The sequence below is a fragment of the Pseudomonas sp. ADPe genome (assembly GCF_014843515.1).
Lineage (GTDB): Bacteria > Pseudomonadota > Gammaproteobacteria > Pseudomonadales > Pseudomonadaceae > Pseudomonas > Pseudomonas citronellolis.
The window spans coordinates 5,445,217-5,470,976 of record NZ_CP062122.1 but is presented as its reverse complement, the minus strand read 5'-3'; the positions used below and the strand labels follow the sequence as shown (position 1 = coordinate 5,470,976).

The following is a 25,760-nucleotide window of genomic DNA, read 5'->3' as shown; positions in this document are numbered from 1 at the left end:
ATCCACTCCGAACAGCCCCCTCTCCCTCCGGGAGAGGGCTGGGGTGAGGGCGCTCTTGAACCCGCCCCCCCCAAACCACCAACCAGCCCCAATCGACCATCCCCCCAAACAGGTCCATGCTTGAACAAAGGAGGACCACAACCATGACCCTCAGCGTCTTCGACATGTTCAAGCCCGGCGTCGGCCCGTCCAGCTCGCACACCGTCGGCCCCATGCGCGCCACCCGCGAGTTCGTCGAGCGCCTGCGCACGGCCGACCAACTGACCCGCGTGGCGCGCGTCGAGGTCAACCTCTACGGCTCGCTCAGCGCCACCGGCAAGGGCCACGCCACCGACCGCGCCTGCCTGATCGGCCTGCTCGGCATCGACCCGGCGGACGCCGACCCCGCCGCCCTGGCGCCGCTGGTGGACGCCATCTTCGCCGAACACAGCCTGGCCCTGGACGGCGAGCACGTCATCGACTTCAGCCCCGGCCGCGACCTGGTGTTCCACGACGGCAGCCTGCCGGCCCACCCCAACGGCATGCGTCTGCGCGCCCTGGACGCCGCCGGCCACCTGCTGGCCGAGCGCACCTGCTACTCGGTGGGCGGCGGCTTCGTGGTCGACGAGGCCGACTTCAACACCGACCGCGCCCTGCCCGACAACCCCATGCCCTACCCCTTCCACAGCGCCGAGGAACTGCTGCGGCTGTGCCATGCCCACGGCTTCCGGCGCATCAGCGACCTGATGTGGGCCAACGAGCTGAGCCTGCGCAGCGAAGAACAGATCCACGCCGGCCTTGCGCACATCTGGGCGGAAATGCAGGCCTGCGTGCGCCGCGGCCTGGAGACCGAGGGCACCCTGCCCGGCGGCCTCAGGGTGCGCCGCCGCGCGCCCATGCTCTACCGCCGCCTGAACGAGGCCGGCAGCGGCAACCTGATCGCCAGCACCCTGGGCGCCATGGACTGGGTGGACCTCTGGGCCCTGGCGGTGAACGAGGAGAACGCCGCCGGCGGCCGCGTGGTCACCGCCCCCACCAACGGCGCGGCCGGCATAGTCCCGGCGGTGCTGCACTACTACGCCCACTACCAGGCCGACGCGCCCATGGACGCCATCGAGCGCTACCTGCTGACCGCCGCCGCCGTCGGCATCCTGTGCAAGCTCAACGCCTCCATCTCCGGCGCCGAGGTGGGCTGCCAGGGCGAGGTCGGCTCGGCCTGCGCCATGGCCGCGGCGGGCCTGGCCGAAGTGCTGGGCGGCAGCCTGGAACAGGTGGAGAACGCCGCCGAAATCGGCCTGGAACACAACCTCGGGCTGACCTGCGACCCGGTCGCAGGACTCGTCCAGGTGCCCTGCATCGAGCGCAACGCCATGGCCTCGCTCAAGGCCATCAACGCCGCCCAGCTGGCCCTGCGCGGCGACGGCCAGCACCTGGTGTCGCTGGACAAGGCCATCGACACCCTGCGCGAAACCGGCCGCGACATGATGGACAAGTACAAGGAGACCTCGAAGGGCGGCCTGGCGGTGAACGTGATCGCCTGCTGAGCACGACCGCCTGGTCGGAAATCGGACAAAACACCATTAACCATCTAGTTAATTAGCTTGCTAAGGGTATAATTCGCACTCCCACACTGCGAGATTCCCGGCATGAGACAAGCACAGCGCGCCTCTGGCGCCAGCACCTTCATTCTGGTCGGCCTGGGGGTGGTCATCGCCCTCCTCGGCCTCGCCCTGGCCGCCGGCGGCGCCCGCCTGGCCAGCCTGGGCGGTTCCTGGTACTTCCTCATCGGCGGCCTGGCCATGGCCCTGTCCGGCGTCCTGCTGGCGCTGCGCAAGCCGGCCGGCGCCTGGCTGTTCGCCGCCTTCCTGGCGGGCACCGCCCTCTGGGCCCTGGCCGACGCCGGGCTGGCTTTCTGGCCGCTGTTCTCGCGGCTGTTCATGTTCGCCGCCATCGGCCTGGCGGTGGCGCTGGTCTACCCCATGCTGGTGCGCGCCTCCGGCGGCGTCGCCGGGCGCGGCGCCTATGGCGTGGCCGCGGTGCTCGCCGTGCTGCTGGCGGTGGCCGCCGGCAACATGTTCGTCGCCCACCCCAGCGTCGCCCCCGCAGGCGACGGCCCGGGGCTGACGTCGGTGGACCCGGCCCACGCGCAGAAGGACTGGGCCCACTACGGCAACACCGAGGGCGGCAGCCGCTTCGCCGCGCTGGACCAGATCAACCGCGGCAACGTCGACAAGCTCGAGGTGGCCTGGACCTACCACACCGGTGACGTGGCCGAGAGCGACGGCAACGGCGCCGAGGACCAGCTCACCCCGCTGCAGGTCGGCGACAAGGTGTTCATCTGCACCCCGCACAACGACCTGATCGCGCTGGACGCCGACACCGGCAAGCAGCTGTGGAAGAACCAGATCAACGCGCAATCCAAGGTCTGGCAGCGCTGCCGCGGCCTGGCCTACTTCGACGCGACCAAGGCCGTCGCCCAGCCCACCCAGCCCAACAGCACGCCGGTCACCGTCGTCAGCGTGCCGGCCGGCGCCAACTGCCAGCGCCGTCTGCTGACCAACACCATCGACGCCCGCCTGATCGCCGTGGACGCCGACACCGGCGCCTTCTGCCAGGGCTTCGGCAACAACGGCCAGGTGGACCTCAAGGCCGGCCTGGGCGACGTGCCCGACTCCTACTACCAGCTCAGCTCCGCGCCGCTGATGGCCGGCACCACCGTAGTGGTCGGCGGGCGCGTGGCGGACAACGTCCAGACCGACATGCCCGGCGGCGTGATCCGCGGCTTCGACGTCATCAGCGGGCAGATGCGCTGGGCCTTCGACCCGGGCAACCCGCAGGACAAGCAGGCCCCGGCGCCGGGCAGCACCTACGTGCGCAGCACCCCCAACAGCTGGGCGCCGATGTCCTACGACGCGGCGATGAACACCGTGTTCCTGCCCATGGGCAGCTCCTCCACCGACATCTACGGCGTGGAGCGCACCAAGCTCGACCACACCTACGGCGCCTCGATCCTCGCCGTGGACGCCACCACCGGCGCCGAGAAGTGGGTGTTCCAGACCGTGCACAACGACCTCTGGGACTTCGACCTGCCCATGCAGCCGAGCCTGGTGGACTTCCCCGTGGCCGACGGCAAGCGCGTGCCGGCCGTGGTGATCGGCACCAAGGCCGGGCAGATCTACGTGCTCGACCGCGCCACCGGCAAGCCGCTGACCCAGGTCGAAGAAGTGCCGGTGAAAGCCGCCAACATCCCCAACGAGCCCTACTCGCCGACGCAGCCGAAGTCGGTGGGCATGCCGCAGATAGGCGCGCAGACCCTCACCGAGTCGGACATGTGGGGCGCCACGCCCTATGACCAGCTGCTGTGCCGCATCGACTTCAAGAAGATGCGCTACGACGGCCTCTACACCGCGCCTGGCACCGACCTCTCGCTGAGCTTCCCCGGCTCCCTGGGCGGCATGAACTGGGGCAGCATCTCCACCGACCCGGTGCACGGCTTCATCTTCGTCAACGACATGCGCCTGGGCCTGTGGGTGCAGATGGTCCCCTCGGCCAACAAGGGCCAGGCCGCTTCCGGCGGCGAGGCGCTGAACACCGGCATGGGCGCGGTGCCGCTCAAGGGCACGCCCTACGCGGTGAACAAGAACCGCTTCCTCTCGGTGGCCGGCATCCCCTGCCAGGCGCCGCCCTTCGGCACCCTCAGCGCCATCGACCTGAAGACCCGCAAGGTCGCCTGGCAGGTGCCGGTGGGCACGGTCGAGGACACCGGCCCGCTGGGCATCCGCATGCACCTGCCGATCCCCATCGGCCTGCCGACCCTCGGCGGCACCCTGTCCACCCAGGGCGGCCTGGTGTTCATCGCCGGCACCCAGGACTTCTACCTGCGCGCCTACGACAGCGGCAACGGCAAGGAAATCTGGAAGGCCCGCCTGCCCGTGGGCAGCCAGGGCGGCCCGATGACCTACGTCTCGCCCAAGACCGGCAAGCAGTACATCGTGGTCACCGCCGGCGGCGCCCGCCAGTCGCCGGACCGCGGCGACTACGTGCTGGCCTACGCCCTGCCCTGAACCCCGCGCCCGCCCTCGGCGGGCGCCCTCTTCCGGCGCGGCCCAGGGCCGCGCCTCCCCTCATCCGGTAAGTGTTCCGTCATGCGATTCCCCTCCACCTCCCTGCGCCTGCTGCTGGGCGCCGCCTGCCTCACCCCGTCCCTGGCCCTGGCCGACGACCCGCTCGAACGCTCGACGCTGAGCGGCGACTGGGGCGGCCTGCGCCACGAACTGGACGACCAGGGCATCCGCTTCACCGGCGAATACAGCGGCGAGACTGTGTACAACGCCGACGGCGGCCTCAAGCGCTCGGCGCGCTACTCGCAGAACCTCAAGCTCGGCGTGCGCTTCGACCTGGGCAAGCTGTACGGCCTGGACAACGGCGGCCTGGTGCAACTGACCGTGAACGACCGCCGCGGCAACGACGGCTCCGGCGACCTGGTCGGCAACCGCCTGCCGGTGCAGGAAAACTACGGCGGCCTCTACACCCGCCTCACCGAACTGAGCTACGAGCGCAGCCTGTTCACCCCGGCACTGGACGTGAAGCTCGGCTACATGGCCATGGGCAACGACCTCGGCGGCCTGGACAGCGGCATCCTCTGCAACTTCATGAACGCCGGCTTCTGCGGCCATCCGCTGAACATGTCCGGCGGCAGCGGCTGGAGCAACTACCCCAACGCGCACCTGGGCGTGCGCCTGAAATACAGCTTCTCGCCGGCCTGGCAGTTGCGCGTGGCGGCCTTCGACGTCGACCCCGAGAGCAACGGCAACTCCAGCCGCGCCTGGCACCTCACGCCCAAGCACAGCACCGGCACCGTGGTGCCCGTCGAACTGGTCTACAAGCGCCTCGACGAACTGCCCGGCGAATACAAGCTGGGCTGGTACTACGACAGCTCCGACGCCCAGCGCATCGGCAGCGACGAGAAGGTCGCCGGGCGCGGCGGCCACTACCTGCTGGCCGACCAGGCCGTATGGCACGCGCAGGACCGCCCGGGGCAAAGCCTGCACCTCTTCGGCCAGGCCTCGGTGGCCAGCTCGGCGGCCTCGCCCTTCACCAAGTGGTACAGCGCAGGCGTGGTGCTCTACCAGCCCTTCGCCAGCCGCCCACGCGACACCCTCGCCCTGGGCTTCGGCCGCGCCGTGCCCAACCCGCGCAGCCGCGAAGTGCAGGAAGACGACGCCCTGGCCAACGGCCAGGCCTACCCCGAGCTGGACAACGCCGAACGCCTGGTCGAACTGAGCTACGGCTTCCAGGCCACCCCCTGGCTGCTGCTGCGCCCGGACGTGCAATACGTGATCGAACCGGGCGCCTTCTCCGGGCAAGGCATCGACAACGCCCTGGTCTTCGGCCTGCAGGTCAAGGCCACGCTCTGATCCCCGCCGCCGGCCGCCAGCGGGCGGCGGCCGGCGCGCCAATATTGCAGTTCGCGCCACAAGCTTTCTCAGCGACAGAAAATATCGTTAGCTTGCTTTCTTTTTTCCCCGCTTCGGGCTAAGTTCGGCCTCGCAAGCCTTCCACAGCATAAGAATCCGCCCGCAACGCCCAGCCCATTGACCTCCGCCCGAGCGCAGCGGCGCAACGCCTGCCATGCTCAATGGCGGTCCGCTGCGCCATGCCGGCAGCCCACCCCGTGATCAAGCCCGACGACTGGAGATTCCATGAACCTGTCGCTGCTAAGCCGTTACGCCTTCTTCGCCGCTTGTGTGCTCTTTACCCTGTTCAGCCTGCCCTTCCTCGGGCACGACTGGGTCTGGCCCTTCACCCTGGTGACACTCGCCCTCAGCCTGCTGGGCGTGTTCGACCTGCTGCAGGCGCCCCACGCCGTAAGGCGCAACTACCCCATCCTCGGCAACATCCGCTACCTGGTCGAAGGCATCCGCCCGGAAATCCGCCAGTACCTGCTCGAAGGCGACCGCGAGGCCCTGCCCTTCTCCCGCGCCCAGCGCGGCCTGGTGTACGCCCGCGCCAAGCAGGAAACCGCCGACAAGCCCTTCGGCACCCTCATCGACGTCTACGAGTCCGGCTTCGAATTCATCGCCCACTCCATCCGCCCGGCGCCGCTGGCCGACCCCAGCACCTTCCGCGTGATGGTCGGCGGGCCGGAGTGCAAGCAGCCCTACTCCATCTCGGTGTTCAACATCTCCGCCATGAGCTTCGGCGCCCTCAGCGCCAACGCCATCCGCGCGCTGAACAAGGGCGCGCGCATGGGCAACTTCATCCACGACACCGGCGAAGGCAGCATCAGCCCCTACCACCGCGAGTACGGCGGCGACCTGACCTGGGAACTGGGCAGCGGCTACTTCGGCTGCCGCGGCGACGACGGCCGCTTCGACGCCGAGCGCTTCGCCGCCCAGGCCGCCAGCCCGCAGGTGAAGATGATCGAAATCAAGCTCAGCCAGGGCGCCAAGCCCGGCCACGGCGGCATCCTGCCCAAGGAGAAGCTCACCGCCGAAATCGCCGCCACCCGCGGCGTGCCCATGGGCCAGGACTGCGTGTCGCCGTCCAGCCACAGCGAATTCAGCACGCCCAAGGAACTGCTCGACTTCATCGTCCGCCTGCGCGAACTCTCCGGCGGCAAGCCGGTGGGCTTCAAGCTGTGCATCGGCCACCCCTGGGAATTCATGGGCATCGCCAAGGCCATGCACGAAACCGGCATCCTCCCCGACTTCATCGTGGTCGACGGCAAGGAAGGCGGCACCGGCGCCGCCCCGGTGGAATTCGTCGACCACATGGGCCTGCCGATGCGCGAAGGCCTGCTGTTCGTGCACAACACCCTGGTCGGCCTGAACCTGCGCGACAAGATCCGCGTCGGCGCCAGCGGCAAGGTGGTCAGCGCCTTCGACATCGCCAGCGTACTGGCCATGGGCGCCGACTGGGCCAACTCCGCCCGCGGCTTCATGTTCGCCATCGGCTGCATCCAGAGCCAGAGCTGCCACACCAACAAATGCCCCACCGGCGTAGCCACCCAGGACCCACTGCGCCAACGCGCCCTGGTAGTGCCAGACAAGGCCGAACGCGTCTACAACTTCCACCGCAACACCCTGAAAGCCCTGGCCGAAATGCTCGCCGCCGCCGGCCTGCGCCACCCCTCGGAAGTGGAAGCCAAACACCTGGTGCGCCGAGTGTCGTCCAGCGAAATCCGCCTGTTCGCCCACCTGCACTACTTCCTCAAGCCGGGCGAACTGCTCAGCGGCAATATCGAAGGGGAGTTCTACGAGCGCATGTGGCGCATGGCGCGCAGTGACAGCTTTGAGGCCAATGGGGCCTGATCCTGAGGAGATCGGCAGAGCGAACAGGTCGGTGGCCGGTAGCTATTGGCCAGGAGCAGATTGCCTATTCAAAATTCTCGCCCCAGCCGTCGCCCTGTTCCGTCCGATTGACAGCCCCGCGGCAACTCCCTAACGTTGCCTCGCCGCCCAACCTGGGCGGTACGGGATTGGCGTCCCGTACTCGGTAGGCGCAGGAGACTTTGTCCTGCGCCTGGCACGGCTGCACCCGCGTTATGGGAGGGCCGTGTGGGGCATCTTCGGATGCGCCGGTCCGAGTCCGGTACGCCAACCTGCACGGTCCGCCCACCCTGATTGGCGTCAGGGCGCGGAAAACCAGCCTACTCGGAGATTTTCCCATGCATATCGCATCCGCTGTTCTACCCCACCCTCTCAAGAACACCGCCCCGTCGGAGCTTTACGACGCTGCCCAATCCCGCCAATCGGCCCTGGTCAATCTGCTGCGCCTGCTGGCCGGCGCGCCGGACCTGGGTTCGCCCGCCGAGGATGTGCTGGACGGCGCCTTCTGCGCGCTGGAGTACCTGGCGGCCGATGCCGAGCGGTTGTATGCCGCCGCTGAGGAACGCGGCCGGGCGTAAGGGGCGTGACGTGAAGCGCTATCCGCCAGTAGTGGGTGGCGCTTCAATCCCATAGGCGCAACTGTCGTGCCGACTGCGCCGAGGCGCTCTTCGTAGGATGGGTTGAGTTTGCGAAACCCATGCGGTCATGGCGATGGGTATCGCTTCGCTCAACCCATCCTACGAGGTCCAGTGTTTGCTGAAGCTCGCTCCTACGAGAAGCCGTGCGTCCTGAGACCGAGCGGACCTTGTCCGCGATAGCCGGACTCACCGGCGCGATTCGCGGATGAGATCCACTCCTACGGGCAGCCACACACCGAGCCTCTTGTAGGAGCGCGCCCTGCGCGCGAATCCCGGGCGCGTAGAAAAAGCCGCATTACTGCACCAGCTTGTGTATCAACCTCCCAAACCAGGAAGACCAGAAGCTGGACGGTGAGCCGGTAGCGCGCCATCAGGTTGACCACGGTGTAGTCGTCCTGCCCCACTCGGCTGTTGTAGCGGCTGAAGTACAGCGAGTTGCTGGAGTTCCAGCTGGCGCCGCCGCCCAGGGTCAGGCGGTTCCAGTCGCCGGTCAGTATGAGGGTGAGCTTTTCGGCGGTAGCGGTGGGCCGAAGATTGCCGTAAGGGGACGGTGGTTATCCGCCAGGAGCGGACAAGCCCTTTCGTGTGGCGTCTTCAGTGATCTACCTCAACACTGGCCAGGTTCGAATCCCGCAAAGTGCCTTTTTCACTCCCCTGGAGAACCCTCATGTTTCCCGAGTTCCGCGAAAAGATTTCTCGCCTCAAGACCGAGGATCCGCATTTTGCAAAGCTCTTCCATAGCCACAACGAGCTCGACCAGGAGATCAAGAACATGGAAGCGGGCATCACTCCCGCAACCCACGACACCATCGAGTCGCTGAAGAAGCAGAAGCTGCAGCTCAAGGACGATCTCTACGAAATTCTGCGCAAGAAAGATGGCTGCCAATGCGGACATGGCTGCGGCGGTTGACTAGCCCCGGGGCATAGATCCCGGCCTTCGATGCAAAGCCGTTGAATCAGGCCAACGACCACGGGCCCCGACTACCACAACGATTCACCGATAATGAAACCCCAGCTACTAGCTGGGGTTTCATCATTTCAGCCCCTGCCCTGCCTGCGGCACAACGTCGTTGAATTGATCCTGCCAAGGTCCCCTGACTCGTCTTCTTGGGGTACCAGGTCACCACGCAGTAGCCGAGCCACCGGTTGAATCCACAGCCGGAAGCAAACCTTTCATGAGTAGAAAATCGAACCCTTGAAACCACTATGACAGAGCAGCCCAGTGCGTCCTGTTGCTCGAGTTTTCGCAGGCTCCAAAACTGGGTTCGTGGCTTTCTGGCTCGTTGATTTCGACACGTTGAGCGACCGCTTTCGGCCATTAGCGGTCATTTGAAATTGTTTATAAAACACAAGAGCGTTAGCATCCCAGGCAAATAACCGATGGTCGACAGCCGCGCTGCTATGACTAGCTCTGCACACATCTGCTACAACTCAAAACGCTTTAGTTTGACTTTGTCAGACATTGCCAAACATCTGCGAGAAAACTCCTCGTGGCACGTCTCAGTGACTGAGTGGAGCGGCTATGGGATTGTAGTGCCACAATTGCTAGTCCAGACTCCCATCCCTTTTCTAATTCAGATAGAGGACGATCCTGATTGGGTGCCTGGGGAAATTCAGGAAATTATCGAATGGGAAGATCTCGATCCGAACTCTGATATTGCCCAAAGAATCGCTCAATGTGATGCCAGATTAGCCGTCCAGTCGACCACGACCGACCAAGTTATTAATGATGGATCTTCGATAACCGTCTCTACGCTTGGTACGGCGATAGATCCTTCCAATTTCGAAATTTCGGACGTGCTGATCGTTTTGTGTCGAAAGATAGAAGGCGTCATTCACGATTGTGTAAACGGCGGAGTCACCGTTCGCTGATAACGCCAGACGCTCATCAAGATCGGACCTTTATGCCTTGGATGGCTGCTTTGGGTCGGTAGCGGCCCTTGGTCGAAGGCAGCAATCGGCCAGGGGCGGACGCTCACGATGGCCAGAATTTGAGGGTAGGAGGAACCCACGAAACTAAAAGCTATTCAACTTAACGCCTCGCAGACGTTGCGAGGCAAGACATGCATATCCGCTTGAATCGTTACCCGAACAAGGTCGAATTGATCTACACGGACGCTCACAGGCCTAATGGCCTCGATCACCTCAAGGAACAGAGCCCTATGTATGCCCGCTTTATCTTGGTCACGGTCGCCCTCATCCTCAGCGGATGCACTGCCAACCAGTACGACAACAGCAAACCCCTGGACCCAACTCAAGCCGTCATAGTTGGCCGCATCGCCGAAGGTTTCCTCACGCAACCGCACGGTCTGCAGATAGACATCCAACGTCAGGGCGAGCCCGCCACACGTATCCAGCTCAGGACCCTCGGCAACAACAAAGACATCCACGGCCGTTTCGTTCTGGGCGAACACTTCATGTACCAGGTTCCACCAGGTACCTATGAAGTCACCGGTTGGCAGTACCAGTACTACGCTGGCAAGTCGATGGCCAGGCGCACCGCCGACCGTTTCACCGTCAAGGCTGGAGAAGTAGCTTACATCGGCAACTACACCGCTAATTCCCTGAGCTACTGTCTGACCCGCAACAGCCAGTTGGAGCCGGCCGTGGAGCCTTTGGTGAAGAAGTTCCCGATACTCAAAGACCGCCCCATCAACAACGTCGCCGAGAGCGTCCCCTTCGCCCCCTGGCCCACGTCTGATGCCCGTGACGATGGCAAAGGCCTCTGCAACTTCTGATCGAGTAGCCCCCCACGATGATCAAGCACTTCCTGGCCGCTGTAGCGGTCGCCACCTCCCTCCTCCTCGCCGGCTGCAGCACTTCCAACTTGGAGGGGCGCCCATTCTTCGACACACTCGAAGCGCCACGCGCCGACCAGGCCACCCTGTACTTCTACCGAGTCATGCCCACCATCGCAGCCAAGGTCCCGGCAACCATCACCGTCAACGGCAACACCGCCGGCGAACTGCTAGGTGGAAGCTATTTCGTCACCCACCTGCCAGCTGGCAAGTACCACATCAAGTCGTCAACCTCGCCCCTGCTTGCAAGCCGGGACAATAGCGCTTTCGATCTGCAGGTTGAGAGTGGCAAGACCTACTTCATCGCCGACCAGGAAAACACAGAGCCCTTCAAAGCCGACGGCCAGTTGCTTGGATTGGAGTCCCACGCCAACTACCAGCGTAGCCCGTTCTATTTCCGTTACGCCCTGGTAACCCAAGATGAAGCACTGCGCGCGCTTAAGTGGTGTCAGAAAAGTACACCGGTGCGCTGAGGTTGAAACTCGGGCTACTACAGCGAACGGATGGAACTCAGATAGTCTCCGGTGGCAGGCCCAAGAAATTGGGTCTTTAGGCCGCAACATGAGCGTCCGCAATGGGTCGGAAGCAACCCCTCGCCAAAAGCAGTTATCGGTCACAAACAGTCTGGGAGATAGCGAGATTTACTTTTCTGCCCTCGAATAAAAACCAAGCAACTCGCCAATCAACCACCGCGGCCCCTCCCTGGGCCGCTATCCCGCAGAACGTGGAACGAAACTTCACCCCCGCGCCAACACCGCCCTGACCGCCCCCAACAACACCGCCTCAGCATCAGCCGCCGCGCCCTGCGAACGCCAGGCCACATGCTGATCCGGCCGCACCAGCAGGCATCCATCCTCGTCGATCTCCCGCAGCCGCGCCCAGTCGCCATAGCTGTCTTCGTAATCGAGACCGAGGCCGATACGGCGCACCGCCAGGTCGATACCCAGTTCGCGACTCATGGTCTCGGCAGCCCGGCACCAGGCATCGCCGCCGTGGCCGGTGAGCAGGGTCAGGCGGCCCTGGCCGCAGAGGTCGAGGGTGGAGAGCTTGCGTCCGGCGGTGTCGTGCAGCCAGGCGTGCGGCAGGTGGGCGCCGGGCCAGGTGGTGGGGTGGTAGTAGAGTTCGCGGTCGCGGGTGTAGGCCGGTTCTTCGCTGCCGTCGGCGAGTACCGCGCCACTGCGATAGCGCTGCCCCAGTTCCACGCCGTGGCAGCTGAACTGGTAGTGCTGCAGTTGGATGGCCTTTTCCAGGGCGGCGCGGCGTTCGCGGCCCAGCGGGCTGTCGGCGCTCAGTTCGTGCAGGCTGTTCCAGCCCTCGGCCTCGCTCTGGCCCGGCTTGAAGCCCAGGGCGTTGGAGATCGGCAGCATGTTGCGCACGCTTTCCATGGCCCGGTCCACCACCTGGCGGCCGACGGGCTGGCGCTCGGCGCAGTAGCTGTCCAGCAGCCCGGGGCCGGCCTGGCCCTTGAGCACCAGGGCCAGTTTCCAGGCCAGGTTGTAGGCATCCTGCACCGAGGTGTTGGTGCCCAGGCCGTTGGCCGGCGGATGGCGGTGCACGGCGTCGCCGCAGCAGAACACCCGGCCCTCGGCATAGCGCTGGGCGACCACGTGGTTGATCTGCCACTTGCTGGTGGCCAGGATCTCCACCGGGATGTCGGCATCGCCGATCACCCGCCGCGCCCGCTCGATCACCGCGGCCTCGCTGAGGTCCGGCTCGCCCTGGGCGGGGTCGTACATGAACAGCATCACCCATTCGTTCCACGGGCGGACGCAGATGAAGGTGCCGCTGCCGACCCAGTAGTCGTTGCCCGGCTGGACCATCCAGTAGAGCACGCCCGGGCGGCTCTCGCAGTAGCGGCGCAGGTCGGCGCGCAGCCAGACGTTCACCGCGCAGCCCAGGCCCATCTCGCCTTCCAGGGGGATACCGAGCAGTTCCATCACCCGGCTGCGGGCGCCGTCGGCGCCGATCATGTACTGGGCGCGCACGGTGAATTCGCGCCCGGTGCCGCGGTCGAGAATGCGCGCGGTGACGCCCTCCCCGTCCTGGGTGAAGTCCAGCAGTTCGTTGTTGAAGCGCATCTCGCTGCCCGCGCGCAGGGCCTCGTTGGCGAGGATCGGCTCCATCAGGTGCTGGGGGATGTTGCACATGGCCGAGGGGCTGGCCAGCTCATAGTCGGACTTGCGCTCGATGGCGTTGCCCCAGGTGAGCAGGCGGCCCAGCTCCTGGCCGCTGAAGCTGGTGGCCCAGACGTTGTTGGCCATCAGTTCGTGGGGGCTGGCGGCGGCCACCACCTGCGCCTCGACGCCCGCGTCGCGGAACACCTCCATGGTGCGCTGGTTGGTGATGTGCGCACGCGGGCTGTTGGCGGTCCAGCGGTACTTGTTGACCAGCAGGTTGCGGATGCCATAGCGCGACAGCAGCAGCGAAGCCGTCAGGCCGGAGGGGCCGCCGCCGACGATCAGGACCGGGACTTCGATGACATGGGAGATGTTTTGCGGGTTCATGAGCGTGACTCCGTACTCTTGTTCTTGAAATCGGAAAGGTGCCCGCCAGGACGGGCGCACAGGCCTGGGCCCAATTCACGGAGCGCGGACAAGCCGAACCCGTGCCGCCTGCCCTGGCTGCCGGCAAATACGAAGGGAATGCGGACCGGGAGCGACGCGTGCCGGTCCCGGTGTCGAAGCTGAAACGGCCTGGGGGCGAGGCCTCCAGCGCTTTCGACGTAGCCGACGGCAGTCACGGTAATTCCGCAACGATGTTGCCGGTAGTCGCGCCAAATGGCCTTCAGCGTTCCATTTTGTGAACGCTGGACGGCGGCAAGTACGGGTGTATTCAAACGCACCCGCGCGTTGATCGTTGGAGACACGTGCAACAAGGGCAGGCATGTCCATGCGGTAGCCCCTTCTCCTCCCTGAAAGGCCCGACCTTGAGCCTCCGGACATGCGGTATTGCGAATCCTTCTCGACTAAATGTAATATTATTACATTGCATAAAGGAGGCACCATGAAACCAGGCATCCACCCCGAGTACCGCCCCGTGCTGTTCCACGACACGGCCGCCGACGTGTTCTACCTGATCCGCTCCACCGCGCAGACGGACAAGACTCACACCTACGTCGACGGCAACACCTACCCCTACATGACCCTGGACGTATCCAGCGCCTCGCACCCGGTCTACACCGGCGAGCAGCGCAAGACCAAGGCCGAGGGCCGCGTGGCCGGCTTCAACAAGCGCTTTGCCGGGTTCGTCGGCAACAAGGGGGCGTGATGAAAGTCCTCGCCTCGCTGAAGAAGGCCAAGCTGCGCCACCGCGATTGCCAGGTGGTGAAACGGCGCGGCCGGCTGTACGTGATCTGCAAGTCCAACCCGCGCTTCAAGTGCGTACAGGGCCGGCCCAAGCCGAAGGTCCGGCGTTGAGGTCCTTCCAGCCAGCGCCCGCTGCAATGGCGGGGCTGGCCGTGTCCGCACGGAGGCAGTTGCCCAGGCCGCCGGCGCGGGCAACGCATGGCCTTCCCCTGGCCGGGCTCCATGCGCCCCTTCGCCGTCAGGCGACTTCCGTCACCCGTATGAGCTTGAGGTTGAGGAATTCCCCGATGCCCACCTCGGACAGCTCGCGCCCGAAGCCGGAGTTCTTGACGCCGCCGAAGGGGGTTTCCGGCGCATCCATGAAGCAGGTGTTGATGTACACCATGCCGGAATCGATGCGCGCCGCGACTTCCTGCGCATGCTGGACGTCTGCGTCGAACACATAGCCGCTCAGGCCGAACCGGGTGGCGTTCGCCAATTCGATGGCTTCTTCCTCGCTCTCGACGACGTGGAAGGACAGGACGGGCCCGAACACTTCCTGGCCGAACAGCGGATTGTCGCGCGTGATATTCGTGAGGATCGTCGGCTCCAGGAAGAAGCCGGGGCGATCGACCCGCTTGCCGCCGAAGACGACCTCCGCCCCCGCGGCCTTCGCGGCGGCGATCTGTTGCAGGAGCGTTTCCAGGGCGCGTTCGCTGACCACCGGCCCGATGTCGGTCGCCTCGTCGCCGGGGTCACCCACCCTGATCGCCGCGAAGCGGGCCTGCAAGGCCGCCAGCATCCGTTCGCCCCGCTCCCTGCCGACCACGATGACGCGCTTGATGTTGACGCAGCCCTGGCCGGAGTTGAAGGTGCGGCCCATCACCACCTGCTCCACCGCGTGGTCGAGCGGCGCGCCAGGGAGAATCAGCGCGGGATCGCTGCTGCCCAGCTCTAGGATCACCTTCTTGAGGTTGCGCCCGGCACGCTCGCCGACGGAAACGCCCGCCCTTTCGCTGCCGGTCAATGCCACGCCGCGCACGCGGAAGTCGTCGATCAGGCCGGCGACCTGCTCCACGCTGCAGAACAGGTTGGTGTATGCGCCCTCGGGCGCGCCGGCCTCCTCGAACAGCCGCGCGAAGGCGAGCGCGCACTGGGGCACGTTCGGCGCGTGCTTCATCAGCACCACGTTGCCCGCGACCAGTTGCGGACCGGCGACGCGGGCAAGCTGGTAGTAGGGGAAGTTCCAGGGCTCGATGGCGAGGATGACGCCGATGGGCTCGGAAACCACGGTGGCGCCGGGCACGTCGGGCAAGGCCTTGGACGCCAGGAAGCGCTCGCCGTGCCTGGCGTAGTAGTCGAGGATATCGGCGGCGAGGTCGACCTCCATGTAGCCGAAACGGGTCACCTTGCCCATCTCCTGGGTAAGATAGCGCTGATACTCGTCGCGCTTCTCCCGCAGTATCTGCGCCGCGCGGCCGACGATGCGGGCCCGCTCGGCGACCGAGCGCCTGCGCCAGTCGTCGCGGAAGCAGCGGTCCGCCGTATCCAGCGCCGCGAAGGCCGCCTCGTTGGAAATGAACGGGTATTCCGGCCCCGCTTCGCCGGTTGCCGGGTTGATCGCCTGAAAGCTCATGGTCTGCTCCTTGGGTTCGATTCTGGAAAAATCCGCCGCCACGCCGTTACCGGGCCGGGGGCGGGGCCTGTTCGTACCGGGCCGCGCCGGCCACCGGGGTGAACCAGCCGAGCGCATGGTCGGTGTAGATCTCGGCCTGCGGCCGCACCGAGGCCGGGTCATCGAGGGCGCCGGCCTTCACGATCGCCACGCCAGGCAGGTTCTCGGCCCGGGTCATGAGCGGGGAGCCGCAGTTCGGGCAGAAGTGCCGATAGGACGGCAGGCCGCTGTCGCCGTGGTCGACGAAGAAGCGCGTCTCGCCGCTCACTTCGACATCGTCCTCACGCATCAGCAGGTTGATTGAAAAGGCGCTGCCGCTCTGCTTCCGGCAATGCGTGCAGTGGCAGATCACCACCGCCTGTGGCTCGGCCTTGAGCACGAAGCGCACGGCCCCGCACAAGCACCCGCCTGCTTGATCCCGCATGTGATCCTCCTCCACTGTCGAAATGATCGAAAACGTTTTCGAAAATTAAGCACAGCGACCGGACATGTCAAGGGACAGCAGTCGCGTCAGGTCGGGAGCGGCGCTTCCAGGGGTGCGCCGTGGGACGAGCGCAGGATCAGTTCCGGCGACCAGACTTCCTGCAGCGCCTCAGGACGCTGGCCGTCCATCAAGCCCAGGAGCAGCTCGACCATCCGGCTCCCCGCCTCGATCGTCGGAGCCGAGAAGGTGGTCAGCGGCGGGTTCAGGTAGGGGCCGAGCGGGTGGTTGTCGCAGCCGATGATCGCCACATCGGTGCCGGCGCGCTGGCCGGTTTCGACGACCGCCTGCATGGCGCCGCTGGCGATGAGGTCGTGGCCGCACATGATCGCCGTGGGCGGCCGCTCCAGGGCCAGCAGCCGGCGGGCGCCCTCCAGGCCGCCCTCTTCGCCGAAGGCGCATTCGATCACCAGGGCGGGATCGAAAGGCAGGCGCGCCGCGGCCAGCGCCGCCCGGTAACCTTCCTGCAGGTAGTGGCTCATCATCAGGTAGCCCGGCGTGCTCAGCAGCCCGATCCGCCGGTGTCCCAGCCCGATGAAGCGGGCAGTGCCGTTCCTGCCGGCCACCGTCCTGTCGATGTCCACGAACGGGAAGGGGTTGCCGGTCACGCTCCGGCCGAGCGTGACGAACGGCAGGTTGCGCTCCTGCAGATAGCGAATCCGCTCGTCGTCCCGCCGCGTGCGGCCGAACATCACCGCATCCACCCGCTGTTGCTCGACCAGGCGCCGGAAGCTGTCCAGCTCCGTCTCCACCGTCCGCGCCGTGACTATCACCAACTGGAAGCTGGTTTTCTCCAGAGCCCGGTCGATCCCCGTCAGCAGATCGAGGAAGAAGGGATGGGCGAAATGGCTCTGCGGCGGCGACAGGACGAAGCCGATGGTCTCGGAAGACTGCCGGCGCAACCGCCTGCCGGCGGGGTCCGGCGAGAAGCCGCACTGCTCCGCGGCTTCGCGCACCCGCTGGCGGGTGGCGTCGCTCACGTCGGCCCGGCCATTGAGCGCCTTGGAGACCGTGGAAACCGACAACCCCAGCTGCCGCGCGAGTTCCACGATATTGATCCGCTGCTTCATCTCTCCCCCATTACCGCCGACGTTCGCTTGAGTATGCCTGAATTGCCCGGTGCATTTCGAAAACGTTTTCTGTAGAGTCATATTCTTCTGTAGAGTCACGCTCTACGGATCGAGCACCTATCGCGGCCGGGATTGTATCCCCTGCCGAGACAGGCTGTTCCCATCCCCCGCCGCGCACCGACGCGGCACGCACGAAAGCACAACCGGCAGGCAGGAGGTGAACATGACCTGGGCAGGACGTGAAATGCGCTCCACGATCGACAGCAACGGCAGGCTCGTCCTGTCGCTTGAACCCGTGGAACTGGGAGAGCCCGGCGACGATGAGCTGATAGTCCGCGTCGAAGCCACGCCGATCAATCCGAGCGACATGGGCCTGCTGCTGGGCCCGGCGGACCTTTCCAGCATCCAGACCTCCGATAGCAGCCACGGGCCCAGGCTGGTGCTCGGCGTGCCGCCGCAACGCCTGGCCTCGGTCGCGGGCCGGCTGGGGCAGTCGCTGCCCATCGGCAACGAAGGCGCCGGCACGGTCGTGGCCGCCGGAAAGAACGCGGCAGCACTCGTGGGCAAGCGCGTCGGCATGTTCGGCGGCGCGATGTACGCCGACTACCGCAAGATCGCCATGGCGAACGTGATGCCCCTGCCCGAAGGCGCCAGCGCAGCCCAGGGCGCATCGATGTTCATCAACCCGCTCACCGCGCTCGGTTTCGTCGAGACCGCGCGCTGCGAGGGGCACAAGGCGATCGTCCACAGCCCCGCGGCGTCCAGCCTCGGCCAGATGCTGCAGAGAATCTGCCTCGCCGACGGCATCCCCCTGGTCAACATCGTGCGCTCCGAGGAGCAGGCCACCCTCCTGCGCAAGCTCGGCGCATCCCATGTGCTGAACAGCCGGGACGACGACTTCGCGGCTCGCCTGACCGATGCGATCGAACAGACCGGCGCCAGCATCGCGTTCGACGCGATCGGCGGCGGAAGGCTCGGCAGCGACATCCTGCTGGCGATGGAGCGCGCCGCCGTGCGCAGGATGACCACCTACAACCGCTACGGCTCGGACGTCTTCAAGCAACTCTATATCTACGGCAGCCTCGACAACGGGCCGACCGTACTCGACCGCGCCATGCTGGGCTACGAATGGAGCCTGTCGGCCTGGCTGCTCTTCCCCTTCCTCCGCAAGGCCGAGCCCGCGCTGGTGAAACGTCTCCACCAGCGCGTGGCGAACGAGCTGACCACCACCTTCGCCAACCACTACACGCGGACCATCGGTCTGGCCGAGGTACTGCAACCCGACGTGTTGCGCGCCATCGAACGCAAGGCGACCGGCGAGAAGTTCCTTATCGACCCGAGCCGGGGCTGATCTCGCGCAACCGCCCTTCCAGAAAAAGCCCAACCACTGAGCATGGAGAATCGAAATGCCGAACCTGGTGAAAATCGTACGTTTCCACGAGACGGGAGATGCGCAGGTACTGCGCATCGACGAACTGCCGCTGCCGGAGCCGGGGCCCGGCGAGGTACGCCTGCGGGTCAAGGCCATCGGCCTCAACCGGGCCGAGATCATGTTCCGCGAGGGCCAGTATTTCCTCGCCCCCGACCTGCCGTCGAAGATCGGCTATGAAGCCTCTGGCATGGTCGAAGCCGTCGGCCCAGGCGTCGACGCCGGCCTGGTCGGCCAGGTGCGCTCGACCGTGCCGGCGTTCCCCCTGAACAAGTACGGCGTGTATGGCGAAGTGGCGATAGTCCCCGCCTCTGCCCTCGCCGCCTATCCGCAGCGCCTGTCCTTCGAGGAAGGCACGAGCATCTGGATGCAATACATCACCGCCTACGGCGCCATCGTGCACAACGGGCGCATCGCCAGGGGCGACCACGTCGTCCTGACCGCGGCCACCAGTTCGGTCGGCATCGCCGCGATCCAGATCGTCAAGGCCGAAGGCGGCATCGCCATCGCCACCACCCGCACCTCGGACAAGCGCGACGAACTGCTCGCCGCGGGGGCCGACCACGTGATCGTGACCAACGAGGAAAGCGACGTCGCCGGGCGGATCATGGCGATCACCAATGGCGTGGGCGCGAAAATCATCTTCGACGCCGTCGCCGGGGCCGGGCTCCTCGAACTCGCTAAGGCCACGGCCAGGGACGCGCTCATCATGGTCTACGGCACGCTGGCCCCCGAGCCGACGCCGTTCCCGGTCTTCGAGGCCTGGGCCCAGGGCGCCCAGGGCAAACCCTTCAGGATGATGGGCTACACGATGTTCGCGATAACCGGCGACCCCGAGACGCTGCGGCAGGCCGAGCGCTACGTATACGAAAAGCTGGACAGCGGGCAGTTGAAGCCACGCATCGACCGCACCTTCCCCCTCGCCGACATCGTCCAGGCGCATCGCTACATGGAGCAGGGCCAGCAGATCGGCAAGATCGTGGTCACAGTGTAGGCCCTTGCGGCCGGGGCGGGCCGCCAACAGGGCAACAGAAACAGCACGCCGCGCAACGTCATCGCTACCTTGCGGGAAGCTCCACCGGATCCTCCCACCTGCCCCCGGATGCCCGCGATTTGCGGGCATTCGTTTTTCCGTCATCGAGAGAACGGGACGCTGCGACAACGCACGCCCGTCGCCCAAACACGACTACAAACTCCAGCTGGAAATGCTCAAGATCAGCACTTTCAAGAGCGGCTGCGTGATCCGCGCTCGCAAGCTGAGCAACGTCGGCACCACCACCCTCGAACGCCCCGTGCTTCCGGATCTCTGCGTCAAAGGCGTCGACGGCACCTTCCGCACGGTCGGCCTGCAGGAGCAATTGGAGAAGATCCGGCAGAATGCCAAATCCGCGAACTAGCGCATCGGTCCCTGCTGGCATCCAGCAAGGTGGTTCACCATCCAGGTCTTGAGCTCATGTAGGCTACGCCATCAATGCCCCCGTCCCTGGCCGCCGAGCGGAGCGTTCTGCCAGTCACGACCGACAGAGAGCGGCCAGAAGTTAAGATGTGCATTGTGGCCGAACTCCGATCTGCTTCGGGGGCTCGGCGTCGCCAGTTCGACCGTAGAACCCAGCCAAGAAGGAACCCGCCTCCATGGCCTCCCCAGACAAACAGAAGAAGCGTGCCCGACGGGCCAAAGCCAAGGCCAAGCAGAACCGCATGGGCAAGTCGAAAGCCCATGTCGTCCATCCGCTTCTGGCCAATCCACTGATCAACGAGCCGTTCGAGGATTTCGATCTCGACTTGAGCGCCTTCGACTTCGAGAACATCGAGGAGAACGGCTTCGACCCGGCATATTTCAGCGATCTGTTCCAGGCCATGGAAGACGCCGAGGACATCAGCCTGCTCGCCATGTGCCTGGTGTTCCTGCAATACCCGCTGCTGCAGCTGGTGATCGCCGAGGAGCCGGAAGAGGCTGCGACCGATTTCATCATAGGCCTGCTGATCGTCTATCGCTCGATCCTCCACGGCGAAGACGAAGACACGGCATTGGCCTGGGTCGAAAGCGAGGCCTTCCAGCGTGCCTATAACGAAGCGTCGGTGATCCTGCAGAAGAAGAACGCAAGCGCTTAAAGGACATCGGCGATCCCCCAGACAGGCCCGCACACCGAACCGACGGCCACCCACTGAAGCGAGAATGACTATCAATTATCGTTCACGCTTCCTGGGTGGGAGGTCGTGGCTTGAGCAAGGATCAGATGGGGCTGTTGTACATGGAGCACAACAGCTGGCTGAAGGGTTGGCTGTACGGTCGCCTGGGCTGCACCAGCCAGGCGGCCGACCTGGCCCAGGGCACCTTCCTGCGCCTGAATGATCAGAATCAGCTGGACCACCTGGGGATCGACCCGGACACCCAGACCGCGGATGCGGCGCGCTACTCGTACTACGAGCGCATCAAGACGCTCGGCCTGGACAGCTTCGTCACCGCGCCCTTCCAGTTCGCCGGCCGCACCCACGAATTCACCCTCGGCGGCGAATACCAGCACCTGGACAAGGCCTTCACCTACGGCTCGGTGGACCTCGACGGCGATGGCTACGCCGACGAGCTGCCGATCGGCATCGATGGGGCCAACGACCTGCCCCGCCTGAATCTCCTTGGCCAGACAGGGGCGCTGAAATGGCCCAGTCTATCACCGGTTGCGCAGAGCATCCGACCGCAAGGCCCCGCCGCAACCGTGGTTCGGCAGCAGGCCGTGCCAGCGGGGCGTTCGGCGTGGCCGGTGAGCCCCATCGCGGACGGGGAACGTAAGAGCCACTCGCCGAGGCGCTCTTCGTAGGATGGGTTGAGCCTGCGAAACCCATGCTGCCATTGGTGATGGGTATCGCTTCGCTCAACCCATCCTACGGGGGGGTAGGTGCAGGCTCTTGCCTGCAGCCTGCTGGAGCATGCGCTGCTCTTCGTAGGAGCGGGCCCTGCCCGCGATTCGCGCGCAGGGCGCGCTCCTACAGGGGAATGGCGCGGGTGGGGCTACGTAGCGGATCTCATCCGCGAACCGCGCCGATACCTCCGGCTATCGCGGACAAGGTCCGCTCCTACGGGGGGAGGAATGCCGTGCTTCCCGGCTACCTTGTAGGAGCGGACTCCGTCCGCGATTCGGCGGATAACGCCATCTTTGGCGCGGCGGGCCTCAACGCCGGCTCAGCGCCAGCCGCGCGGCGAACAGGAGAAAGACCATACCCGTCGTCCTGTCCATCCACCTGATGACCTTTTCGCGACACAACACGCCCGCCAGTGGTCGGGTCGCGCCGATGAGGGCCAGCGACCAGAGCAGGCCTATCGCCACGTGGATGCCGACCAGGCCGAAGGTCCAGGCCACCAGGGGCTGGCCCTGCGGGATGAACTGGGGCAGGAACGAGACGTAGAAGACACCGACCTTGGGGTTCAGCAGGTTGCCCAGCATGCCCTTGAGGAACCAGTTGGTTTCCGCCCTGCCCTGGGTTTCGACCGGCGCCAGGCTATGCCGCGGCCGCAGCAGCAGGTTCAACCCGAGCCATGCCAGGTAGGCGGCGCCGCAGTACTTCAGCGCGTTGAAGGCCAACTCGGACACGGCGATCAATGCGCCCAGCCCGAAAGCGACGGCGGCGCCCCACAGCAGGCAGCCGGCGTTGATGCCCAGCGCGGCGCGCAGCCCTTCCCGCTTGCCTTCCACCGCGGCCGTTCTGAGCACCAGGGCGGTATCCAGGCCGGGAGTCAGCGCCAGCAATGTGGCAGCGAAGGTAAAGGCAAGCAGGCTGTCGGCGATGGACATGAGCATTCGGGACCTGGAGGTGGGGTGCGCGCACATTAGCACAGGCGCGCTGATGGCAAGGTCCACGCTCCGGGCCGCAAGCCGTCACCCACGAAATCCCCCCGGAAATCGGCTATCGTCCCGAGGTCGCTCACATGACCGCAGGGGCCGAACCCACATGCACATCGTCATCCCCGACGACTACCAACACGCCATTCAAACGCTCGACTGCTTCGCCCGCCTGGCCGGACACGAGGTCACCCTGATCCACGACCTGGGCCCTGCGTCGCCGGACGAACTGGCGACGCGGTTCGCCGACGCCGACGCCCTGGTGCTCACCCGCGAACGCACACGCATCGATGCCGCGCTGCTCGACAGGCTGCCGAAGCTCAAGCTGATCAGCCAGACGGGCAAGGTCTCGGGCCATCTCGACCTCGACGCCTGCACCGAGCGCGGCATCGTCGTGACCGAAGGCCGCGGCTCGCCCGTGGCGCCCGCCGAACTGGCCTGGGCGCTCATCCTCGATGCGCGCCGGCAGTTGGTACCGGCCATCGAGGCATTCAAGGCTGGCCACTGGCAGGTCAATGTGGGCCAGGCACTGGCCGGGCAAACGCTGGGCATCTGGGGCTACGGCAAGATCGGCCAGCGCCTGGCGCGCTACGCCCGGGCGTTCGACATGCCGGTGCTGGTCTGGGGCAGCGAAGGCAGCCGGGCGGCCGCCACGGCCGACGGCCATCAGGCAGCGGCCTCTCGCGAAGCCTTCTTCGCCGAAGCGGACATCCTCAGCCTCAACCTGCGCCTGTCCGAGCGCACGCGCCATGGCGTCACCTTCGACGACCTCGCCAGGATGAAAAACAGCGCCCTGCTGGTGAACATCAGCCGCGCCGAGCTGATCGCCCCCGGCGCATTGCTCCAGGCCCTGGACGCGGGGCGCCCCGGCTACGCGGCCGTGGACGTCTACGAACAGGAGCCCCTGCTCGCCCCCGACAATCCCCTGCTGAACCACCCGCGCGCGCTCTGCACCCCGCACCTGGGGTACGTGGAGAAGAACGGCTATGAGCTGTACTTCGGCGATGCCTTCGACAATGTGCTGGCCTTCTTCGAAGGCAAGCCGAAGAACGTTGCGAACCCGCAGGCGCTGGCGGTGCGGCGTGGCGAGCAGGCTGGGAGCAAGCGCCCCTAGAAAGCGTATTCCGCCCCCACGGTCAGGCTGCGCCCGTTGCCGCTGAGAAAGGTCGGCTGGCTGGCATCGGCGCGGTTGCGGATCACGTAGCTGCTGGCATAGGTCTTGTCCGCCAGGTTGTCGCCCTGCACGTACACACTCAGGCCCTCGCGCGCCTTGTAGGCGGCTTTGAGGCCCCAGAGCGCGTAGGCGTCCTGATAGTTGTTGCGCGTGTTGGCGTGGTCGGTCGGGGTGTCCTGGGGCAGCCAGCGCAGGTTGGGCCCGACGCTCCACGGCCCGCGCCGGTAGAGCAGCTCGGCCGACCAGAGCTGGCGCGGCACGCCGGCGATCCGGTTGCCCTGGAACTCGCCGCCGCGGAAGCGGAAGTCGCTGAAGGTCCACGCCACCCGGTAGGCCAGGTCGCCGCCGATGCTGGATGCCGTCGGCAGCAAGCCGTTGAGCCCCGCTTCGACGCCGCGGTGGCGGGTGCGCGAGCCGTAGTTGTAGGTTCCCACCTTCACCCCGTAGGCGTCGCTGGTGGAGATCAGCTCGTCTTCCACGTCGCTCTGGTACAGCGTCAGGCTCCAGTCGGTGCGGGCGATGCGACCGGCGCCGCCGATCTCGTAGGTGGTAGCGCGCTGCACGTCGAGGTCGACCAGTTGCGCCTGCGCCGTCGCCGGGGCTGCGGGCGAGACTTCGGCGGAAACGATTTCCCAGAACGTCGGCGCTTCGTGGCTGCGGCTGATGTTGGCGTACCAGCGCAGGTCCGGGCTGGGCGTCCAGTTCAGGCCGATCTTCGGCGTGGCGAAGTTCCAGCCCTGGTCGAGATGGCCGGCGCCATCGCGCGAATCCGCATCGCGGCTGACGTCGCTCCACTTCACCTCGGTCACCAGGGTCCAGTCCGCCGCCAGGTTCCAGTCCAGGCCAAGCAGCAGATCGAGGTTGGAGGCCGTGAGGTCGAAGTTGCCGAAACGCTGCATGCGGCTTCCGTTCTGGGGGTTGTTGGCATACAGCTCACGGGTCATATCGCTGTAGGACCAACTGGCGCCCAGGCGGTAGCCGAACAGGCGCTGCTCGCCTTCGAGCAGCCATTGCGCGCCGAGCGTGTCGCTGTCGGTCAGGGTGTGGCTGAGCGGGTCGGTGAAATCGTCCTGGGTGTTCTGCCCGTAGACGCCGAAGCTCTGCTGCCAGCCCGCCCCGCTCCACTGCGTACGGTTGGCCAGCCGCAGTTGCTGGGTATCGCGGTGCGGGTCACGCTGGTAGACGTTGAGCAGGCGGTCCTGCGGCGTGTTGCCGTCGCCCAGCACGCTGCGCGGGTCGTCCTTCAGGCGCGCCTTGGTGATGACGTTGGGAATCTCGAAAGTCAGGTCGCTGTAGGACAGGTAGCTGCGATTCTGTACGCCGTTGCCCAGGTCCAGGCCGAAGTTGCTCTGCACCAGGGAGCGATGGGAAGCGGAGTGGTGGCGATAGCCGTCGTACTCGTCGTGGCTGACGCTCACCCGTCCATCGTACCGCCCCTCATCCAGACCGGCGGCAGCCTGCAGGCCCTGGCGGCCGAAGCTGCCGGCCTCCAGGCGGACGCGTCCGGCTTCGTCGGCGCCGGTCAGCGAGTTGAACTCCAGCTCGCCACCCAGGGCGGTAGCGCCGGGGCTGCCGGCGTTGGCGCCGCGGCGGGCACTGATCCACGACGCATTGCGCGGCTCCAGCAGGCCGATGATGAAGGAACCGTCGGCCTCGTTGAGCGGCAGCCCATCCTGCAACAGCAGCACGCCGCGGTTGACCGGATTGCTCTGGATGCCCGAACCCCGGATGTTCAGGCGCGGCTGGTCGGTGCCGCCGAAGAAGTCCTGGATCACCAGGCCGGGCTGGTAGTCCAGCGCATCGCGCAGGGTCGCCAGGCGTGTTTCCTGTTGCGGCTCGGCGAGGTTGGTGCCGCCCGGTACGCGGGCCAGGCGCTGGCGCTCGGCCTGCGCGGACTGGCTGACCGGCGCGAGGCTTTTTTCGCTGATCTGCATCGGCTCCAGCTCGAGGCGGTCCTCCGCCGCCACCGCCAGTGGCAGCAGGCCGAGGGCCAGCAGGGGAAGTGAAAGTTTCGAGGGAAAATGGCGTTTCGGGGAAGGACAACGACTCATGACAAGCTCCGTCT

23 protein-coding genes are annotated in these 25,760 nt (G+C 66.0%); 17 read left to right on the top strand and 6 right to left on the bottom strand.

The annotated features are described in order from the left end of the window. The first annotated feature begins 143 nt into the window (after positions 1 to 143). From IG194_RS24960 to IG194_RS24920, 9 genes are all read left to right on the top strand, one after another. Positions 144 to 1,523: an L-serine ammonia-lyase gene (locus IG194_RS24960; protein ID WP_058489049.1), complete on the top strand. Its 1,380-nt coding sequence runs from the start codon at positions 144 to 146 to the stop codon at positions 1,521 to 1,523. Positions 1,524 to 1,625: 102 nt separating this feature from the next. After that, a complete protein-coding gene (locus IG194_RS24955; RefSeq protein WP_058489048.1) occupies positions 1,626 to 4,043 on the top strand; it encodes a glucose/quinate/shikimate family membrane-bound PQQ-dependent dehydrogenase in 2,418 nt (805 codons plus the stop codon). 81 nt (positions 4,044 to 4,124) lie between these two features. Further along, the gene (locus tag IG194_RS24950; RefSeq protein WP_058489047.1) at positions 4,125 to 5,396 is read left to right on the top strand and encodes a carbohydrate porin; all 1,272 of its coding nucleotides are present in this window, start codon (positions 4,125 to 4,127) and stop codon (positions 5,394 to 5,396) included. A 285-nt stretch (positions 5,397 to 5,681) separates the two neighbouring features. Continuing rightward, positions 5,682 to 7,292, top strand: a complete 1,611-nt coding sequence (locus IG194_RS24945; RefSeq protein ID WP_058070149.1) for an FMN-binding glutamate synthase family protein — start codon at positions 5,682 to 5,684, stop codon at positions 7,290 to 7,292. A gap of 356 nt (positions 7,293 to 7,648) precedes the next feature. Beyond that, positions 7,649 to 7,888 (top strand): hypothetical protein, encoded by a 240-nt coding sequence (locus tag IG194_RS24940; RefSeq protein WP_058489046.1) that lies wholly within the window; start codon positions 7,649 to 7,651, stop codon positions 7,886 to 7,888. Between the two features lie 727 nt (positions 7,889 to 8,615). After that, a complete protein-coding gene (locus tag IG194_RS24935) occupies positions 8,616 to 8,858 on the top strand; it encodes a YdcH family protein (protein WP_009619027.1) in 243 nt (80 codons plus the stop codon). A gap of 470 nt (positions 8,859 to 9,328) precedes the next feature. Beyond that, positions 9,329 to 9,820: a hypothetical protein gene (locus IG194_RS24930; protein ID WP_141679780.1), complete on the top strand. Its 492-nt coding sequence runs from the start codon at positions 9,329 to 9,331 to the stop codon at positions 9,818 to 9,820. A 191-nt stretch (positions 9,821 to 10,011) separates the two neighbouring features. Continuing rightward, positions 10,012 to 10,686, top strand: coding sequence for a hypothetical protein (locus IG194_RS24925; RefSeq protein ID WP_009619025.1), 675 nt, complete (start codon positions 10,012 to 10,014; stop codon positions 10,684 to 10,686). 17 nt (positions 10,687 to 10,703) lie between these two features. Further along, on the top strand, positions 10,704 to 11,219 hold the full coding sequence (locus IG194_RS24920) for a DUF2846 domain-containing protein (protein ID WP_009619023.1): 516 nt from the start codon (positions 10,704 to 10,706) through the stop codon (positions 11,217 to 11,219). A 264-nt stretch (positions 11,220 to 11,483) separates the two neighbouring features. On the opposite strand, the gene IG194_RS24915 is transcribed toward IG194_RS24920, so the two are convergent. Continuing rightward, on the bottom strand, positions 11,484 to 13,250 hold the full coding sequence (locus IG194_RS24915) for an FAD-dependent monooxygenase (protein ID WP_058489045.1): 1,767 nt from the start codon (positions 13,248 to 13,250) through the stop codon (positions 11,484 to 11,486). Between the two features lie 499 nt (positions 13,251 to 13,749). Between IG194_RS24915 and IG194_RS24910 the strand changes: the two genes are divergently transcribed. Both IG194_RS24910 and ykgO read left to right on the top strand, forming a co-directional pair. Next, positions 13,750 to 14,013 carry a type B 50S ribosomal protein L31 gene (locus IG194_RS24910; RefSeq protein WP_009619021.1) on the top strand — a complete coding sequence of 88 codons (264 nt, stop codon included), beginning with the start codon at positions 13,750 to 13,752 and terminating at the stop codon, positions 14,011 to 14,013. After that, positions 14,013 to 14,162 carry a type B 50S ribosomal protein L36 gene (gene ykgO / locus IG194_RS24905; RefSeq protein ID WP_009619020.1) on the top strand — a complete coding sequence of 50 codons (150 nt, stop codon included), beginning with the start codon at positions 14,013 to 14,015 and terminating at the stop codon, positions 14,160 to 14,162. Before IG194_RS24910 ends, ykgO begins: the two co-directional genes overlap by 1 nt. A 127-nt stretch (positions 14,163 to 14,289) precedes the next feature. On the opposite strand, the gene IG194_RS24900 is transcribed toward ykgO, so the two are convergent. The 3 genes from IG194_RS24900 to IG194_RS24890 form a co-directional block, all read right to left on the bottom strand. Then, entirely contained in the window at positions 14,290 to 15,666 is a 1,377-nt protein-coding gene (locus IG194_RS24900; protein ID WP_058489044.1) for an aldehyde dehydrogenase family protein, read from the bottom strand. A 46-nt stretch (positions 15,667 to 15,712) separates the two neighbouring features. After that, the gene (locus tag IG194_RS24895) at positions 15,713 to 16,093 is read right to left on the bottom strand and encodes a GFA family protein (RefSeq protein WP_197674166.1); all 381 of its coding nucleotides are present in this window, start codon (positions 16,091 to 16,093) and stop codon (positions 15,713 to 15,715) included. A gap of 122 nt (positions 16,094 to 16,215) precedes the next feature. Further along, a complete protein-coding gene (locus tag IG194_RS24890) occupies positions 16,216 to 17,256 on the bottom strand; it encodes a LacI family DNA-binding transcriptional regulator (RefSeq protein ID WP_064987615.1) in 1,041 nt (346 codons plus the stop codon). A gap of 223 nt (positions 17,257 to 17,479) precedes the next feature. Between IG194_RS24890 and IG194_RS24885 the strand changes: the two genes are divergently transcribed. From IG194_RS24885 to IG194_RS32875, 5 genes are all read left to right on the top strand, one after another. Beyond that, the gene (locus IG194_RS24885) at positions 17,480 to 18,607 is read left to right on the top strand and encodes a zinc-binding dehydrogenase (RefSeq protein WP_058489042.1); all 1,128 of its coding nucleotides are present in this window, start codon (positions 17,480 to 17,482) and stop codon (positions 18,605 to 18,607) included. 55 nt (positions 18,608 to 18,662) lie between these two features. Further along, the gene (locus IG194_RS24880; protein WP_058489041.1) at positions 18,663 to 19,679 is read left to right on the top strand and encodes a zinc-dependent alcohol dehydrogenase family protein; all 1,017 of its coding nucleotides are present in this window, start codon (positions 18,663 to 18,665) and stop codon (positions 19,677 to 19,679) included. Positions 19,680 to 19,890: 211 nt separating this feature from the next. Continuing rightward, positions 19,891 to 20,082 carry a hypothetical protein gene (locus IG194_RS24875; protein ID WP_058489040.1) on the top strand — a complete coding sequence of 64 codons (192 nt, stop codon included), beginning with the start codon at positions 19,891 to 19,893 and terminating at the stop codon, positions 20,080 to 20,082. A 235-nt stretch (positions 20,083 to 20,317) separates the two neighbouring features. Next, a complete protein-coding gene (locus IG194_RS24870) occupies positions 20,318 to 20,797 on the top strand; it encodes a hypothetical protein (protein ID WP_009619018.1) in 480 nt (159 codons plus the stop codon). Positions 20,798 to 20,907: 110 nt separating this feature from the next. After that, complete coding sequence (locus IG194_RS32875; RefSeq protein WP_197674165.1) at positions 20,908 to 21,501, top strand: hypothetical protein; 594 nt, start codon at positions 20,908 to 20,910, stop codon at positions 21,499 to 21,501. 351 nt (positions 21,502 to 21,852) lie between these two features. Here the strand turns inward: IG194_RS32875 and IG194_RS24860 are convergent, their stop codons facing one another. Next, positions 21,853 to 22,473: a LysE family translocator gene (locus tag IG194_RS24860; RefSeq protein ID WP_058489038.1), complete on the bottom strand. Its 621-nt coding sequence runs from the start codon at positions 22,471 to 22,473 to the stop codon at positions 21,853 to 21,855. Positions 22,474 to 22,630: 157 nt separating this feature from the next. On the opposite strand from IG194_RS24860, the gene IG194_RS24855 reads away from it, so the two are divergent. Next, positions 22,631 to 23,635, top strand: coding sequence for a D-2-hydroxyacid dehydrogenase family protein (locus IG194_RS24855; protein ID WP_058489037.1), 1,005 nt, complete (start codon positions 22,631 to 22,633; stop codon positions 23,633 to 23,635). Here the strand turns inward: IG194_RS24855 and IG194_RS24850 are convergent. Next, complete coding sequence (locus IG194_RS24850) at positions 23,632 to 25,746, bottom strand: TonB-dependent receptor family protein (RefSeq protein WP_064987614.1); 2,115 nt, start codon at positions 25,744 to 25,746, stop codon at positions 23,632 to 23,634. The two genes, IG194_RS24855 and IG194_RS24850, sit on opposite strands and share 4 nt — an antisense overlap. Positions 25,747 to 25,760 lie beyond the last annotated feature (14 nt).